The following is a 16,271-nucleotide window of genomic DNA, read 5'->3' on the forward strand; positions in this document are numbered from 1 at the left end:
CCTTAAGCTTGCCAGGCCCACAGCGCGTAGGACAGCAGTCCCGCCACGCCGAGCAGCATTACGAACGCATAGTGATAGACGTAGCCGGTCTGCAGCCGCCCGGCCCGACGGCCGAGGGTGTAGGACAGCGCCGAGACCCCGTTCGGCCCAAGGCCGTCGATGATCTTCTGGTCGCCGACCTTCCAGAACACGTCGCCCAGGAACTTGGTGGCCCGCACGAAGGTCGCCTCATAGATCTCGTCGAAGAACCACTTGTTGTAGAGGAAGGTCCACATCGGGCCCTTCCGCGCCGCGATCGCCGCGCCCAGCCCTTCACGCATGATGTAGACGTAGTAGGCGCTGGCGAAGCCGATCGCCGACACCGCCAGCGGCGCCCACTTCACCCAGGTCGGGACGTGGTGCGCGTGCTCCAGGACGTGGTTCTCCGCGCCATTGAAGATCGCGCCGCGCCAGAACTCAGTCCAACCCTCGCCCACGAAGTGGTCGACGAACACGTAGCCGGCAGTGACGGCGCCGAACGCCAGCAACAGCAGCGGCACGAGCATGATGACGGGGCTCTCATGCGGCTTGTGGTCGTGGCCATGACCATGGTCGTGGTCGGCCAGCGGCTCGTCGTGGGTTTCGATCTGCGCCGAAGAGGCGTGATCGTCGTGGCCGTGACCGTGCGCATGGTCATCCGCATGATCGTCGTGATGACCCCACTTGGCGGTGCCGTGGAAGGTCATGAACGCCAGGCGCCACGAATAGAAGGCGGTGAGGCCGGCGGCGAAGATGCTGACCACGAAGGCGAAGTAGGCCACGCCGCCATGCAGTTGTCCGGCCGCGAAGGCGCTCTCGATGATGGTGTCCTTCGAGTAGAAGCCCGCGAAGCCCAGGTGCAGATTCGGAAGACCGAAGCCCGTGATCGCCAGGGTGCCGATGGTCATCACCGCATAGGTGACCGGCAGGTACTTCCACAGCGCGCCCATCTTCCGCATGTCCTGCTCGTGGTGCATCCCGTGGATCACCGAGCCGGCGCCCAGGAACAGCAGGGCCTTGAAGAAGGCGTGCGTGAACAGGTGGAACATGGCCGCCTGATAGGCGCCCACGCCCGCGGCGAAGAACATGTAGCCGAGCTGCGAACAGGTCGAATAGGCGATGACGCGCTTGATGTCGTTCTGGGCCAGACCGACGGTCGCGGCGAACAGAGCGGTGACCGCGCCGATGACCGTGACGATCTGCTTGGCGTACGGCGCGTACTCGAACATCGGCGACAGCAGGCAGACCATGTAGACGCCGGCGGTGACCATGGTCGCGGCGTGGATCAGCGCCGACACCGGGGTCGGGCCTTCCATCGCGTCCGGCAGCCAGGTGTGCAGGAAGAACTGCGCCGACTTGCCCATCGCGCCGACGAACAGCAGGGCGCAGGCCAGGTCGACCGCGTGCCAGTAGGAACCGGCGAACCACCAGCCCTCGTTGGCCATGGTCGGGATCTTCGGGAACAGCTCAGCGAACTGGATCGTGCCGAACATCCAGAAGACGGTCATGATGCCGAGCGCAAAGCCGAAGTCGCCGACCCGGTTGACCACAAAGGCCTTGATCGACGCGGCGTTGGCGGTCGGCTTCTTGAACCAGAAGCCGATCAGCAGGTAGCTCGCCAGGCCCACGCCTTCCCAGCCGAAGAACAACTGCATGAAGTCGGCGGCGGTGACCAGCGCAAGCATGGCGAAGGTGAACAAGGACAGGTACGCGAAGAAGCGCGGCTTGCTGTCGTCCTCGGCCATGTACCCCCACGAATAGATGTGGACGAGCGAGGAGACGCTGGTGACAACCACCAGCATGACCGCCGACAGACCGTCGAGGCGGATCGACCAGTTCGACTGGAAGTCGCCGATATTGATGAACGGCAGCAGCTTGATGGTGAAAGCTTCGAGCCCGCCCCAGGTCCACTGGCTGAAGATCGTCCACGAGAGGACGGCCGACAGCACCAGCAGGCCGGTGGTGATCGATTGGGACGCGACGTTGCCGATGCGGCGGCCGAAGAGGCCGGCCACGATCGCGCCGATCAGGGGCGCGAAAACGACTGCGGTGATGAGAGACTGCGGTGTCATGTTGTGGTCCGTCAGCCCTTCATCATCGAGACGTCGTCGACGGAGATGTCGCCGCGGTTACGGAAGAAGGTGACAAGGATAGCGAGGCCGACAGCGGCTTCTGCGGCCGCCACGGTCAGGACGAACATGGCGTAGATCTGCCCCACCACGTCGTGGAGATAGACCGAGAAGGCCACGAGATTGATGTTCACCGCGAGCAGGATCAGCTCGACCGACATCAGGATGACGATGATGTTCTTGCGGTTCACGAAGATCCCGAACACCCCGATGGTGAACAGGATCGCGGCCACCGCGAGATAATGGGTGAGCCCGATCATTGGTCGATCCCCTGCCCCGGCTTGATCTGAACGACGCGCATGCCGGTCTTCGGCGTGCGGGCGACCTGGTCGACGATGACCTGACGGCGCACGCCCGGCTTGTGGCGGAGGGTCAGGACGATGGCGCCGATCATGGCCACCAGCAGCACCAGCCCCGCGGCTTGGAAGAAGTAGACGTAGTCGGTGTAGAGCACCCGGCCGATCGTCTCGATGTTGGAGACGTCGGTGTAGACCTGAGGCGTATCGGCCTTGGGCTTGCCGCTGGTCGCGACCGCCGTGGCGACGACGATCATCTCGACCACGAGGACGCCGGCGACCAGGCCGCCCAGCGGCATGTAGCGGGCGAAGCCCTGCCGGAGCGCCGCGAAGTCGACGTCCAGCATCATCACCACGAAGAGGAAGAGCACCGCGACCGCGCCGACGTAAACGACGACGAGCAGCATCGCGAGGAACTCCGCGCCCATGGTCACGAAGAGGCCCGCGGCCGAGAAGAAGCTGAGGATCAGGAACAGCACCGAGTGCACGGGATTTCGGGAGGAAACCACCCCGAACCCTGCGCCTACGGTCACCGCCGCCAGCAGGTAGAATGCGATCGCCAAGGCCATGACGGCTTTTCTCAGCCCCTTAGTTTACTTGGTCCGCCCGCCGGAAGCCCGACAAAGCGAAGGTGGTCGTCTCACGGATGCGCCGGCGCTTACCGGTACGGCGCGTCCAGTTCCAGGTTCTTCGCGATCTGCCGTTCCCAGCGATCGCCGTTCGAGAGCAGGCGCTCCTTGTCGTAGTAGAGCTCCTCGCGGGTCTCGACGGCGAACTCGATGTTCGGGCCCTCGACGATGGCGTCCACCGGGCAGGCCTCCTGGCACAGGCCGCAGTAGATGCACTTGACCATGTCGATGTCGTACCGGGTCGTACGGCGGCTGCCGTCGTCACGCGGTTCGGCTTCGATGGTGATGGCCTGAGCCGGGCAGATCGCCTCGCAGAGCTTGCAGGCGATGCAACGCTCCTCCCCGTTGGGATAGCGGCGCAGCGCATGCTCGCCGCGGAAGCGCGGCGACTGCGGGCCGCGCTCGTGCGGGTACTGCACGGTGGCCTTCGGCTTGATCATGTACTTCATCGCCAGGCCGAAGGCCCCGACGAAGTCCATCAGGGCCGCGCCCCTGACTGCTTGTGAAATTCGCTGCATCATTTCGCGGTTACTTTCTCTTGCAGGCGTAGTCGGTCATGCGCTTGCCCGAGCCCTCGGGGCTGCGGACCAGCTCGCCGCCCTTGGCGGCGCAGGCCGCGCTGGCGGACTTCAGGGCGTCGTAGCTGGCGACGCCCCCGGTCACATCGGGGCCGCCTGCCGAACTGGCGCAGGACGAAAGGGAAATCAGGAGGATGCTGGCCATGACCGTCCTCATGCACCCCCCGGACCGAAAACGCGCCAGCCGGCGACCAGGACCACCGCGGCCAGCGAGGTCGGCAGGAAAACCTTCCAGCCCAGGCGCATCAGTTGGTCGTAGCGGTAGCGCGGCACGATCGCCTTCACCATCCCGATCAGGAAGAAGAAGAAGCAGATCTTCATGACGAGCCACATGAGCCCGTAGAAGCTCTGCACGGTCGGCGGCCAGCTCGCGACCCACGGCAGGTCGATCGGGGCCTGCCAGCCCCCGAAGAACATGACCGAGATCAGGGCGCACATCAGCACGATGTTCACCAGCTCGCCGATCATGAAGAGCAGGAACGGGCTGGACGAGTACTCGACCTGATAGCCGGCCACGAGTTCGGATTCGGCTTCCGGCAGGTCGAACGGCGGGCGGTTGGTCTCGGCCAGGGCCGAGATGAAGAAGATCACCGCCATCGGGATCATGATCAGCGCCATCGGCAGGTTATGCAGGCCCTGGCCGCCGAACACGTTCCAGTTCCAGAAGCCGCCGCTTTGCAGCTCGACGATCTTCTGCAGGTTCATCGTGCCCGAAAGCAGGATCACGGTGACGATGACGAAGCCGATCGAGACTTCATACGACACCATCTGCGCCGCCGAACGCAGCGAACCCAGGAACGGGTACTTCGAGTTCGAAGCCCAGCCGCCCATAATGATGCCGTAGACGCCCAGCGAACTGATCGCGAACAGGTACAGCACTCCGACATTAATGTCGGAGACGACCCAGCCCGGCGCGAACGGGATCACCGCCCAGCCGACCAGGGCCAGGACGAAGGTCAGCACCGGCGCCAGCAGGAAAACGAACTTGTCGGCCCCGTCGGGGATGACGATTTCCTTCAGCACGAACTTGATCAGGTCGGCGAAGGACTGCAGCAAGCCGAAAGGCCCGACCACGTTGGGGCCTTTGCGCATCTGCACGCCGGCCCAGATTTTCCGGTCGGCGAGCATGAAGAAGGCCAGCGCGACCAGCAGCGGCAGCACGACCGCCATGATCTGCGCGACCGTGATCAGGGTCCAGCCGCCCGGCGTAGCCCAGAAGTTGTTGGCGACAGCGTCCATGCCCCTACTCCGCCGCGATCTTGGCGGCGCCGGAAGCGACGGCGGCGCACTCGGCCATCGTCACGCTGGCGCGGGCGATGGGATTGGTCAGATGGAAGGTCTTCACCGCGCTCTCGAACGGAGCCTCGGAGACCTCGCCCTTCACACCCAGCGAACCGAAGTCCAGGGGCGCCCCCGACGAACCGGGGGCGTAGTCCACCTGACCGAAGGTCGGGTGGTCGGCGAAGAGCTTGGCCCGCAGTTGGGCCAGGGTGTCGTACGGCAGGGTCACGCCCAGGCGATCGGAGAGCGCCCGGAACACCGACCAGTCCTCGCGGGCCTCGCCCTTGGGGAACACAGCGCGGTAGCCGAACTGCACGCGACCTTCGGTGTTGACGTAGATGCCGTCCTTCTCGGTGTAGGCCGCGCCCGGCAGGACCACGTCCGCCGAGTGCGCGCCGGCGTCGCCGTGCGTGCCCAGATAGACCGTGAAGGCGCCCGAGGCCTTGGCGTCGATCTCGTCGGCGCCCAGCAGGAACAGCACGTCCAGCGCGCCCGGCTCCACCATCTCCCTGGCGCTCTTGCCACCCTCGCCCGGCACGAAGCCGAGATCCAGGCCGCCGACGCGCGAGGCGGCGGTGTGCAGCACGTTCCAAGTCATGCCGAAGCTCTTGGCGGCCGCGGCCGCGGCGGCGAGCACCGCTTGGCCGTCCTCGCGCGACAAGGCGCCGGCGCCGAGGATGATCGCCGGGTTTTTGGCGCTCTTGAGGGCGGCGACGAAATCGTTCTTGGCGCGGCTCAGGCCCGACAGGGTCGAGGCGCCCGCACCGAGGTAGTCGTACTTGTAGGTGAGGTCGGCCTGCTCGCCGATCACGCCGACGCGCAGCGCGCCCGCCAGCCAGCGCTTGCGCAGACGGGCGTTGAACACCGGCGCCTCGAGACGCGGATTGGTCCCGACCAGCAGGATGACGTCGGCTTCTTCAATGCCGGCGATGGTGGAGTTCATCAGCCAGCTCTCGCGCGGGCCGGCGCCCAGCACCATGCCGTCCTGGCGACAGTCGATATTGGCCGAGCCGAGCGCGGTGAACAGGTCCTTGGCCGCAGCCATGGATTCAACGTCCTGGACGTCGCCGGCGATGACGCCGATGCGTTCGCCGCTGGCGGCCTTGACCTTGGCGGTGATCAACTCGAACGCCTGCGCCCAGGTCGCCGGCTGCAGGCGACCGTCCTTACGGACGAACGGCTGGTCCAGGCGCTGGCGCGACAGGCCGTCGACGGCGTAGCGCGTCTTGTCGCTGATCCACTCTTCGTTGATCTCTTCGTTCAGGCGCGGCAGCACCCGCAGCACGGCCGGGCCGCGGCTGTCGACGCGGATCGCCGAGCCGAGCGCGTCCATGACGTCGACGCTCTCGGTCTTCTTCAGCTCCCACGGACGCGCATTGAAGGCGTACGGCTTGGAGGTGAGAGCGCCGACCGGGCACAGGTCGATGACGTTGGCGGACAGTTCCGACCCGACCGACTTGTCGAGATAGGTCGTGATTTCAACGTCCTCGCCGCGCGAGATGAGACCGATATCCGGCACGCCGGCCACTTCGGTGATGAAGCGGACGCAGCGCGTGCACTGGATGCAGCGGGTCATCACCGTCTTAATGAGCGGACCCATGTACTTTTCTTCAACGGCCCGCTTGTTCTCGGCGTAGCGGCTGTCGTCGCGGCCATAGCCCATGGCCTGATCCTGCAGGTCGCACTCGCCGCCCTGGTCGCAGATCGGGCAGTCCAGGGGGTGGTTGATGAGCAGGAACTCCATCACCCCTTCGCGCGCCTTCTTCACCATCGGCGTATTGGTGAAGATCTCCTGGCCTTCCGCGGCCGGCAGCGCGCAGGACGCCTGCGGCTTCGGCGGGCCGGGCTTCACCTCGACCAGACACATGCGGCAGTTGCCGGCGATGCTGAGGCGCTCGTGATAGCAGAAGCGCGGGATCTCTTCCCCAGCCAGTTCCGCCACCTGCAGAACCGTCATGCCGGGTTCGAACTCGACCTCAGCGCCGTTGACTTTAGCCTTGGGCATTAGGGGTTACTCCGCCGCTTGCAGGGACGCGCCCTGCACATGCGGCCTTCCGGCCCGGTATTGGGTGATGCGGTCTTCCACCTCGTGGCGGAAGTGGCGGAACAGACCCTGGATCGGCCAGGCCGCCGCGTCGCCGAGACCGCAGATCGTGTGACCTTCGACCTGGCTGGCGACGTCCAGCAGCATGTCGATTTCGCGCATTTCGGCTTCGCCGGTGACCATGCGCTCCATGACCCGCCACATCCAGCCGGTGCCTTCGCGGCACGGGGTGCACTGGCCGCAGCTCTCGTGCTTGTAGAAGTACGAGAGACGCGCGATCGCCTTCACGATGTCGGTGGACTGGTCCATCACGATCACCGCAGCGGTGCCGAGGCCCGACTTCAGCGCCGAGAGGCTGTCGAAGTCCATCAGCGCGGTCTCGGCCTCGTGAGCCGGGATCATGCGGACCGACGAGCCGCCCGGAATGACCGCCTTCAGGTTGCCCCAGCCGCCGCGAATGCCGCCGCAATGCTCTTCCAGCAACTGCTTCAGCGGGATCGACATCGCCTCTTCGACGACGCACGGCTTGTTCACGTGGCCCGAGATGGCCATCAGCTTGGTGCCGGTGTTGTTCGGCCGGCCAAAGCCCGCGAACCACTCGGCACCGCGGCGCAGGATGGTGCCGACGACCGAGATCGACTCGACGTTGTTGATGGTCGTCGGGCAGCCGTAGATGCCGGCGCCGGCCGGGAACGGCGGCTTCAGACGCGGCTGCCCCTTCTTGCCTTCCAGGCTTTCCATCAGCGCCGTTTCGTCGCCGCAGATGTACGCGCCGCCGCCATGGGTGACGTGCAGGTCGAAGTCCCAGCCGTGGACATTGCCCTTGCCGATCAGCTTGGCCTCGTAAGCTTGCTTGATCGCGGCCTCGAGGCGCTCGCGCTCGTGCACGTACTCGCCGCGGATATAGATGTAGCAGGTGTGCGCGCGGATCGCGTAGCTGGCGATCAGGCAGCCTTCGATCAGCAGGTGCGGATCATTGCGCATGATCTCGCGGTCCTTGCAGGTGCCCGGCTCGGACTCGTCGGCGTTCACCACCAGATAGTGGGGCCGCTCGCTCTCCTGCTTGGGCATGAAGGTCCACTTCAGGCCGGTGGAGAAACCAGCGCCGCCGCGCCCGCGCAGGCCCGACGCCTTGATCTGGTCGCAGAGCCATTCCGGCGTCTGCATCAGCATCTCACGCGTGCCGTTCCAGGCTCCACGCTTCTTCGCGCCCTCGAGGCCCCAGTCATGCAGGCCATAGAGGTTGGTGAAGATGCGGTCCTTGTCCTCGAGAATACCGACCAAGGCCCCTAAACTCCTCTGTCCGCGCCCGCCGGGCGCGTGATCGCATTCATTCCGCTCATTGGGCCGGCTCCTTCGCGCCCTTCGAAGGCTTGGGCGCATTGGGAAGCGACTTGATCGGCTTGGCGCGCGTGCCGTCGTACAGCGAGGCGTCGCTGAGCGTCAGCGGGCCGCCCTCAGGAGCGGAGCCCTGGCGGCCGATCACCGAGCCGGGGGCGCGCGGCGTGCCAGCAGCGAACTCATCAAGGATTTGGTCGAGCGTCTCGACCGTCAGGTCCTCGTAGTAATAGTCGTTGATGGCGGCCATCGGCGCGTTCGAACAGGCGCCCAGGCATTCGACTTCCTGCCAATAGAACTTGCCGTCCGCCGACAGGTGGTCCTTCGGGCCAAGGCGCTTCCTGCAATGGGCCATCAGTTCGTTGGCGCCGCGCAGCGCGCACGGCGTGGTGCCGCAAACCTGGACCAGGGCGTGGCTGCCGACCGGCTCAAGCATGAACATGGTGTAGAAGGTCGCGACCTCCAGCACCCGGATCTGGGCCATGCTCAGCAGCTCGGCGACCATGCGGATCGCCGGCTCGGAGACCCAGCCCTCCTGCTTCTGCACGAGCCACAGAATCGGAATGACCGCCGATTGCTGGCGGCCGGCCGGGAACTTGGAGATCCACCACTCCGCCGTCTTCTTGGTCTCCGCGGAGAACTCGAAGCTAGCGGGCTGGTTCGGAGAGAGGCGGCGAACGCTCAAGCGATCCTCACTTCACGAAGTCTACGCGGGCGATCTTGCCGCCTGCGATGGTGTAGATGGCCGCCACCTGGAAAGGCTGCGCATCGGGACTGCGGAACACGTCCTCGTGGTCGATGACCACTTGGCCAACCTCGATGCGATTGGTCCGGACCGCCTTGTTCTGCGGGAAATCGGCGAAAAGCTTCTCGTGCCGGGCGCGAATGGCGTCCAGCCCCTGGGCGGTGATTGCGCCGTTGAAGTCCGCAAGCACGGCGTCATCGGCGTAAAAGCCGCAGAAGGCTTCGATGTTCTGGGCGTTGTACGCGTCGAGCTGACCGGTGACGATCTCGCTGTTCGAAAGGCCGGCTTGATAGGTCAACGATCGATCTCCCCGAACACGATGTCCAGCGAGCCGAGGATCGCCGACACGTCTGCCAGCATGTGACCGCGGTTCAGCCAGTCCATCGCCATCAGGTGCGGGTAGCCCGGCGCGCGGATCTTGCAGCGATACGGCTTGTTGGTGCCGTCCGAGACCACGAACACGCCGAACTCGCCCTTCGGCGCTTCAACGCATGCGTAGACCTCGCCCGGAGGCGTACGGAAGCCTTCGGTGTAGAGCTTGAAGTGATGGATGAGCGCTTCCATCGAACGCTTCATCTCACCGCGGCGCGGCGGCGCGAACTTATTGTCTTCCGTCAGCACCGGACCGGGCGTTTTCTTAAGCCGGTCAGCGCATTGGATGATGATCTTCGCGCTCTGACGCATCTCCTCCATGCGGCAGAGATAGCGGTCGTAGCAATCGCCGTTGACGCCCAACGGGATGTCGAACTCGAAGTCGTCGTAGCACTCGTAGGGCTGGCTGCGGCGCAGATCCCAGGCGATGCCGGAACCGCGCACCATCACGCCCGAGAAGCCCCAGTTGATGGCCTCCTCCTTCGACACCACGCCGATGTCGACATTGCGCTGCTTGAAGATCCGGTTGCCGGTGATCAGCTTGTCGATGTCGCTGATCGGGCGCTCGAAGGCGACGGCCCAGTCGCGGATGTCGTCGACCAGCACCTCGGGCAGGTCCTGGTGGACGCCGCCCGGACGGAAGTAGTTGGCGTGCAGGCGAGCGCCGCAGGCGCGCTCGTAGAACACCATGAGCTTCTCGCGCTCTTCGAAGCCCCACAGCGGCGGCGTCAGCGCGCCGACGTCCATCGCCTGAGTGGTGACGTTGAGCAGGTGATTCAGGATCCGGCCGATTTCCGAGAACATGACTCGGATGATCGAACCACGGATCGGCACTTCCAGGCCCAGCAACTTCTCGATGGCCAGGCAGAACGCGTGTTCCTGGTTCATCGGCGCCACGTAGTCGAGGCGGTCGAAGTACGGAATGTTCTGGAGGTAGGTCCGGTACTCCATCAGCTTTTCGGTGCCGCGATGCAGCAGGCCGACGTGCGGGTCGACCCGCTCGACGACTTCACCGTCCAGTTCGAGCACGAGGCGCAGAACGCCGTGCGCAGCCGGGTGTTGAGGACCGAAGTTGATGTTGAACTTGCGGACCGGAGTTTCCGGGATCGCGACCGGGTTCGAAGCGTCGTCGGCCATTATTTCGCCTCCGCCTTTTCATCGCCCGGCAGCACATAATCGGCGCCTTCCCAGGGCGAGAGGAAGTCCCAGTTACGGAATTCGACCGACTTCACCGGCTCATACACCACCCGCTTCAGCTCGTCGTCGTAGCGCAGCTCGACGTAGCCGGTCATCGGGAAGTCCTTCCGCAGCGGATGGCCGTGGAAGCCGTAGTCAGTGAGGATCCGGCGCAAGTCCGGGTGTCCCTCGAAGAAGATCCCGTACATGTCGAACGCCTCGCGCTCGAACCAGTCGGCGCACGGGTAGACACCAGTGACGGTCGGCACCGGGGTGTCCTCATCCGTCTGCACCTTGATCCGGATGCGGCGGTTCTTGGTCATCGACAGCAGGTGGTAGACCACGTCGAAACGCTGGCCGCGCTCGGGATAGTCGACGCCGCACAGGTCGATCAGCTGATGAAAGCCGAACTGGTCGCGCAGCTGGGTCAACGCCTCGACGATGCGGTTGACCGGCCCGGTCAGGGTCAGCTCGCCATACTCGACATGAAAGCCGGCGATCGCACCGGTTCCCGAGGTCAGGATTTCGTTGCCCAGCGCCTGCAGGGCGTCTTCGGCGAGGGGCCAGCTCATCGCTCGATCGTCCCCGTCCGGCGGATCTTCTTCTGCAGCTGCAGCACGCCATAGACCAGCGCCTCAGCCGTCGGCGGGCACCCGGGGACATAGATGTCGACCGGAACGATGCGGTCGCAGCCGCGCACCACCGAATAGGAGAAGTAATAGTAGCCGCCACCGTTGGCGCACGACCCCATGGAGATGACGTAGCGCGGCTCAGGCATCTGGTCGTAGACCTTGCGCAGTGCCGGGGCCATCTTGTTGCACAGAGTGCCCGCGACGATCATCACGTCCGACTGGCGTGGGCTGGCGCGCGGCGCGAAGCCGTAGCGCTCCAGATCGTAGCGCGGCATCGACGCCTGCATCATCTCGACGGCGCAGCAGGCCAGGCCGAACGTCATCCACATCAGCGAGCCCGTACGGGCCCAGGTGATCAGGTCGTCGGCGGCGGCGGTGATGAAGCCCTTGTCGGCGAGCTCGCTGGAGACGCCGTCGAAGAAGGGATCATGAAGCTTGGGGTCGTAGCCTTCGACCGTCGTGCGGCCGGCCGAACCCGCGGGAACGATCACTCCCATTCCAGGGCGCCTTTCTTCCATTCGTAGATGAAGCCGACGGTCAGCACGCCGAGGAAGGTCATCATCGACCAGAAGGCGAACTGTCCGAGCTCCAGCGGCAGCTTCATGAGCGAGACGGCCCACGGGAACAGGAACGCCACTTCAAGGTCGAAAATGATGAAGAGGATCGAGACCAGATAGAACCGGACGTCGAACTTCATTCGCGCATCGTCGAAAGCGTTGAAGCCGCACTCGTACGTGGACAGCTTCTCGGGATCCGGGGCCTGCGGCGACAGCGTGGCCGAAGCCACGATGAATGCGAGGCCCAGGGCGGTCGCGATCCCAAGGAAGATCACGATGGGCAGATACTGCAAAAGAAAGGCGTTCATGGAATCCTCGAAGGAGTCGCGCGCCCTTCTAGACCAGCATTGCTCAGGGTTCAAACGGCGTGGTGCGACCGGTGGTATCGCAAATGCGCGCAACCTGCATCGTCTGTGAATTCGGACGCCGACGCCCGTGATCCAGGCTCCCCCCATCTTCGGGTCGATAGAATTGCGATTAATAATTACTCTCAACACTGAGGCCCCTCCCCCGCCCCTCGCGCAAGAAATTGCAGGCCAAGGCGGTTTATCCACAGCTGCGCGCAATTGGCCGTTGACACGATTCCGGGTCGGTCATATCAGACGCCCCTCGCGGCGACGTCGCCGTCACGCGGATGTAGCTCAGTTGGTTAGAGCGCCGGCCTGTCACGCCGGAGGTCGCGGGTTCGAGCCCCGTCATTCGCGCCACTTCTTCCTTAAAACTCAAATAGATAGCGCCAACCGGGCGCCGCCTGCGTTCGCGCTGTTCGGCGCGCAGGCCACACTGCGACAGGCGCACGCCAGCCCTTACAAAAACTTGGAACGGCTCAGCTTGACTTGAGGTGGAGCGCGGCGTCCGCTTCTCCCAATGAGGGAGTAAAGCAATGCTACGAGTCCATGTGCCTGTTCTCGCCTTTGCGGCGGCCTCCTGCCTCTGGTCCGGTTCGGCCCAGGCGGCCCGCTACTACGACGTCACGCTCAAGGGCGAGCTGGTCAACGAATTGGGCTACAGCCCTTGGGAGCTCAATACCGGGGTCGACCAGAACCTCGCGATCGGCGACATCGTCACCCTGACCGCACGTTTCAGCGCCGATCGCGCCTTTGAGCAAGGCGGCGGGTTCGTCGCTGGGCTGTACGGCCTGCCGGCCAGCGGCGCGGAGTTCTGGCGGCTGGACGTCGGCGGGCTGAGTTGGACCTCGACCCACGAAATGTACGACGGCTTTCCGATCTACGTGGATGACGAAAAGTTCTACGCCGATCCCTCGATCCGTTTCTCCGGCGGCAAGGTGACCGGGATCTCCGGCGAGATGGTGCCGACTTCGACCGACACGATCCCGGTATTCCGGCTCGCCGACTTCCGGATCGAGCCCGGCGAGGGCCTTTACGGCAACACCTACGGGACTCAAGGCTTCAAGGGGACCTGGGACTACGCACACTCTTCAGCCGTGCTCTCAGGCGTTCCCGAGCCTACTACCTGGGCGATCATGATCGTCGGGTTCGGAATGACCGGTGCGGCTATCAGGGCCGCGCGGCGCGCTCGCACGGCGACGGCCGCCGCCTGAACAGCCGACAAGGCGCTCCGCCCGGCGGAGCGCCTCTCGCCTTGGCGCTTGACCATTCCTGACGACGCGCGGTCCCCTGCCCCGTCGTTGGGAGGATGACGCCCGGTCGGGGTGGGCCTGGTGGTGCTCGACCGCCTCCTGCATCGCCGCGCCTAGGCGGACGCGTCGCGCATTCCCTTCAGCGCCAGGCCCCAGCGAGCCAGTTCGTCCAGCATGGCCTTCGCCGAGGCGAGGTGGATCTCGTTCGGAGTGAAGCGCTTCTCCTCGTCCAGGTGCTGGCTGAACATCGGGATCATGACCTGCTCGGGCAGCGGCATGATCTTGAAGCTGGTCATCATCAGCTTTTCCGCCTGCGTGGCGCGGATCCCGCCGGATACGCCGCCATAGCTGACGAAGCCGGCGACCTTGTTGTGCCACTCGAGCACCAGATAGTTCATCGCGTTCACAAGCGAGGGCGGCGGCCCGAAATTGTACTCCGGCGTCACGAACACAAAGGCGTCGGCGCTCTCGACGCTCTTGCTCCAGGCCTTGGTGTGGTCGTGCTCGTACTTGCGCAGGCGCGGATGGTGGGGCTCGTCGAACACCGGCAAGGCGTAGTCCGCCAGATCCTCCAGGCTCACATCAAAGCCGCCGTGAGCCTTGGCGTACTCCTCGAACCAGCGCCCGATCGAGATGCCGACGCGCCCCGGCCGGGTCGAACAGACTATGACATTGAGCTTGAGGGCCATGAGGAATCTCCGAGCGGCAAATCGGTCCCAGCATAGTCACGCCCGCGCGCCGAAGTCGCCCGGTACGACGTTTTTGCGCAGCTATAAGGGGTCCCCGCGCCCGAATGCGGGCAAGCCTGGGATCATCTGGCGGATAGAGTGGCGCGCCTCAGTTGGGAAAGACGCGCGATACATCCTGACCGCTGCCGCCCGGACCGATCTTGCGGCACGCAGACGGCCGAAGTTCGCCCTTCGCCCCCTAACGAACCAATTCGGCGCTCTCGGTGAGCACGAAGTCGTTGGGGTCGGGCGCCAGCGTCGCGCGCCAATAGTCCACCAGTGCAAAGGGCCAATTCTGGCTGACCCGGCCGTTCGCGCTCTTGTACCAGCTGCTGACCTGCGGCGCGCCCCACGCCATGAGGCTGTTGCCGGCGTCGACCCGCTCGTTGAACGCGTCGTGCACGTCGCGTCGCGGCTCCATCGCCACGGCACCGGTCTGGGCCAGCAGCTTCAGGCACCCGACGATGTAGCGGACGCTGCACTCCGAGAAGAAGATGATCGAGCCGTTGACCACGATGTTGGTGTTGGGCCCATAGATCATGAACAGGTTCGGGAATCCCGGCGTGGTCATGCCTAGATAGGCGCGCGCATCGCCGCCCCAGGTCTCGTGCAGGTCGGCGCCGCCCCGGCCCTTGATCTTCATCGGCCACAGGAACTTCGAGGCGTAGAATCCCGTACCGTAGATGATCACGTCGAAGTCGCGAACCTTCCCATCGGCGGTGACGACCCCGGTCTCGGTGATCTCGCTGATGCTGTCGGTGACCAGCTCAACATTCGGGCGCTGCAGCGCCGCCATCCAGACTCCGTTGTCGAGCAGCGAACGCTTGCCGCCCACCGGATAGGTCGGGATCACCTTCTCCACCAAGTCCGGCCGGTTGGGCGCCTGCGCGGCGATGGCCATGGCGATCATGTCGCGAAAGCCTTGGTTCAGTTCGCTGACCGCGGTCGGCGGGCCGTTCCAGCCTGGGTCCGCGGTGACCATGGGCAGCAGCCCGTCGGTGACCATCCAGAACATCCAGAACCGGTACCATTTGTCGTAGAACGGCACGTGCTCCAACAACCAGTTCATCCCCTCGGGGACGTCCTCGTGATAGTGCGCGACCGGGAAGCCCCAGGGCGGCGTGCGCTGGAAGACGGTCAGGCTGGCGACCTTGCCGGCGATTTCAGGAACGAACTGATAGGCGCTGGCCCCAGTGCCGATCACGGCCACCCGCTTGCCCGTCAGGTCGACGTCATGACGCCATTCCGCCGAGTGGAAGGCCGGCCCGGCGAAGCGCTCCCGCCCCTTGATTTCGGGGAAGCGCGGTCGATTAAGCTGACCCACTGCCGTGACGACAGCATTGGCCTCGACGTGCTCGACGCCCTCGGGCGTACTGAGGCGGACCTTCCAGACACCGCGGCGATCGTCCCAAACCATCTCCTCGACCGTGGTCGAAAAGCGGATGTGCTTCTTCAGGTCGTGCTTCGCGGCCACGCGGCGAAAATAGTCCAACAGAACCGGCTGGGTGGAGAAGTGCTGCGGCCAGAAGTGGTTAGGCTCGAAGCTGTACGAATACATGTGGTTGGAAGAGTCGACCCGACAGCCGGGATAGGTGTTTTCCAGCCAAGTACCGCCGACGTCCGCGTTCTTCTCCACCACCTGGAACGGCACGCCCGCCTGCTCCAGCCGCAGCGCAGTCAGCAACCCGGACATCCCGGCCCCAATCACCAAGACGTGCAGGCGGCGCGCCACCGTCTTCAGCTCGGGCGACCAGTTGGGATCCTTAGAGGAATGCCCGTCCAGCGCCAGCTCATCGGTCAGGAACTCGCCGTAGCCGTCCGGAATGTCTGCTCCGGCCACGAAACTCATCATCTGCCGGACCATGTCAGCCGACGGCGTCGGCGCCATTGGGACCTTGCCGGTCAGGTAGTCGGTGATCGCCGCCTTGGCGAGCTCGCGCATCTTGGCCTGCTCGGCCTCCGGCACGCCGGTCTCGCCGCGCGACAGCGGCGTATAGGCCGGCCGCCACTCGGGCCGCAGCCAACTGGGATCGCCGGTGAGGTGCACCATCGCCGCAGACAACGCCGGCAAGTGCGCCGTTTCCAACGCCTGGTCGAGAGGCCCGAGGTCCACGGCCATGACACGTCTCCACCCTGGTTATCGTTGTT

At 64.9% G+C, this 16,271-nt stretch carries 17 protein-coding genes and 1 tRNA gene; 2 read left to right on the forward strand and 16 right to left on the reverse strand.

Annotated features, from left to right (window positions below; genetic code table 11):
* Positions 1-2: 2 nt before the first annotated feature.
* The 14 genes from nuoL to GGQ61_RS04715 all read right to left on the reverse strand — a co-directional run bounded on the left by nuoL (position 3) and on the right by GGQ61_RS04715 (position 12,103).
* The gene (gene nuoL / locus GGQ61_RS04650) at positions 3-2,090 is read right to left on the reverse strand and encodes an NADH-quinone oxidoreductase subunit L (RefSeq protein ID WP_183770114.1); all 2,088 of its coding nucleotides are present in this window, start codon (positions 2,088-2,090) and stop codon (positions 3-5) included.
* 11 nt (positions 2,091-2,101) lie between these two features.
* On the reverse strand, positions 2,102-2,407 hold the full coding sequence (nuoK, locus tag GGQ61_RS04655; RefSeq protein WP_183770116.1) for an NADH-quinone oxidoreductase subunit NuoK: 306 nt from the start codon (positions 2,405-2,407) through the stop codon (positions 2,102-2,104).
* Positions 2,404-3,012 (reverse strand): NADH-quinone oxidoreductase subunit J, encoded by a 609-nt coding sequence (locus GGQ61_RS04660; RefSeq protein WP_183770118.1) that lies wholly within the window; start codon positions 3,010-3,012, stop codon positions 2,404-2,406. The genes nuoK and GGQ61_RS04660 overlap by 4 nt, the downstream gene beginning before the upstream one ends.
* A gap of 89 nt (positions 3,013-3,101) precedes the next feature.
* Complete coding sequence (gene nuoI / locus GGQ61_RS04665; RefSeq protein ID WP_183770120.1) at positions 3,102-3,593, reverse strand: NADH-quinone oxidoreductase subunit NuoI; 492 nt, start codon at positions 3,591-3,593, stop codon at positions 3,102-3,104.
* 7 nt (positions 3,594-3,600) lie between these two features.
* Positions 3,601-3,795 carry a hypothetical protein gene (locus GGQ61_RS04670; protein WP_183770122.1) on the reverse strand — a complete coding sequence of 65 codons (195 nt, stop codon included), beginning with the start codon at positions 3,793-3,795 and terminating at the stop codon, positions 3,601-3,603.
* A gap of 8 nt (positions 3,796-3,803) precedes the next feature.
* Positions 3,804-4,889 carry an NADH-quinone oxidoreductase subunit NuoH gene (gene nuoH / locus GGQ61_RS04675; protein ID WP_183770124.1) on the reverse strand — a complete coding sequence of 362 codons (1,086 nt, stop codon included), beginning with the start codon at positions 4,887-4,889 and terminating at the stop codon, positions 3,804-3,806.
* 4 nt (positions 4,890-4,893) lie between these two features.
* The gene (gene nuoG, locus GGQ61_RS04680; protein ID WP_183770126.1) at positions 4,894-6,936 is read right to left on the reverse strand and encodes an NADH-quinone oxidoreductase subunit NuoG; all 2,043 of its coding nucleotides are present in this window, start codon (positions 6,934-6,936) and stop codon (positions 4,894-4,896) included.
* Positions 6,937-6,942: 6 nt separating this feature from the next.
* Positions 6,943-8,259 carry an NADH-quinone oxidoreductase subunit NuoF gene (gene nuoF / locus GGQ61_RS04685; RefSeq protein ID WP_183770128.1) on the reverse strand — a complete coding sequence of 439 codons (1,317 nt, stop codon included), beginning with the start codon at positions 8,257-8,259 and terminating at the stop codon, positions 6,943-6,945.
* A 55-nt stretch (positions 8,260-8,314) separates the two neighbouring features.
* Positions 8,315-8,998: an NADH-quinone oxidoreductase subunit NuoE gene (gene nuoE, locus GGQ61_RS04690; protein WP_183770130.1), complete on the reverse strand. Its 684-nt coding sequence runs from the start codon at positions 8,996-8,998 to the stop codon at positions 8,315-8,317.
* A gap of 7 nt (positions 8,999-9,005) precedes the next feature.
* On the reverse strand, positions 9,006-9,356 hold the full coding sequence (locus GGQ61_RS04695; RefSeq protein ID WP_246370447.1) for a nuclear transport factor 2 family protein: 351 nt from the start codon (positions 9,354-9,356) through the stop codon (positions 9,006-9,008).
* Complete coding sequence (locus tag GGQ61_RS04700; protein ID WP_183770132.1) at positions 9,353-10,567, reverse strand: NADH-quinone oxidoreductase subunit D; 1,215 nt, start codon at positions 10,565-10,567, stop codon at positions 9,353-9,355. The genes GGQ61_RS04695 and GGQ61_RS04700 overlap by 4 nt, the downstream gene beginning before the upstream one ends.
* Positions 10,567-11,178, reverse strand: a complete 612-nt coding sequence (locus GGQ61_RS04705; RefSeq protein ID WP_183770134.1) for an NADH-quinone oxidoreductase subunit C — start codon at positions 11,176-11,178, stop codon at positions 10,567-10,569. The genes GGQ61_RS04700 and GGQ61_RS04705 overlap by 1 nt, the downstream gene beginning before the upstream one ends.
* Positions 11,175-11,756 carry a NuoB/complex I 20 kDa subunit family protein gene (locus GGQ61_RS04710; protein WP_183770136.1) on the reverse strand — a complete coding sequence of 194 codons (582 nt, stop codon included), beginning with the start codon at positions 11,754-11,756 and terminating at the stop codon, positions 11,175-11,177. The genes GGQ61_RS04705 and GGQ61_RS04710 overlap by 4 nt, the downstream gene beginning before the upstream one ends.
* Positions 11,726-12,103: an NADH-quinone oxidoreductase subunit A gene (locus GGQ61_RS04715; RefSeq protein ID WP_183770138.1), complete on the reverse strand. Its 378-nt coding sequence runs from the start codon at positions 12,101-12,103 to the stop codon at positions 11,726-11,728. The genes GGQ61_RS04710 and GGQ61_RS04715 overlap by 31 nt, the downstream gene beginning before the upstream one ends.
* A 322-nt stretch (positions 12,104-12,425) precedes the next feature.
* On the opposite strand from GGQ61_RS04715, the gene GGQ61_RS04720 reads away from it, so the two are divergent.
* Positions 12,426-12,502, forward strand: a tRNA-Asp gene (locus tag GGQ61_RS04720).
* Positions 12,503-12,678: 176 nt separating this feature from the next.
* The gene (locus GGQ61_RS21985; RefSeq protein WP_221220823.1) at positions 12,679-13,356 is read left to right on the forward strand and encodes a PEPxxWA-CTERM sorting domain-containing protein; all 678 of its coding nucleotides are present in this window, start codon (positions 12,679-12,681) and stop codon (positions 13,354-13,356) included.
* 152 nt (positions 13,357-13,508) lie between these two features.
* Here GGQ61_RS21985 and GGQ61_RS04730 read toward each other — a convergent pair whose 3' ends face one another.
* Positions 13,509-14,084, reverse strand: a complete 576-nt coding sequence (locus GGQ61_RS04730) for an NADPH-dependent FMN reductase (RefSeq protein ID WP_183770140.1) — start codon at positions 14,082-14,084, stop codon at positions 13,509-13,511.
* Positions 14,085-14,322: 238 nt separating this feature from the next.
* Positions 14,323-16,242, reverse strand: a complete 1,920-nt coding sequence (locus GGQ61_RS04735; RefSeq protein WP_183770142.1) for a flavin-containing monooxygenase — start codon at positions 16,240-16,242, stop codon at positions 14,323-14,325.
* Positions 16,243-16,271 lie beyond the last annotated feature (29 nt).

The organism is Phenylobacterium haematophilum (genome assembly GCF_014196295.1).
Lineage (GTDB): Bacteria > Pseudomonadota > Alphaproteobacteria > Caulobacterales > Caulobacteraceae > Phenylobacterium > Phenylobacterium haematophilum.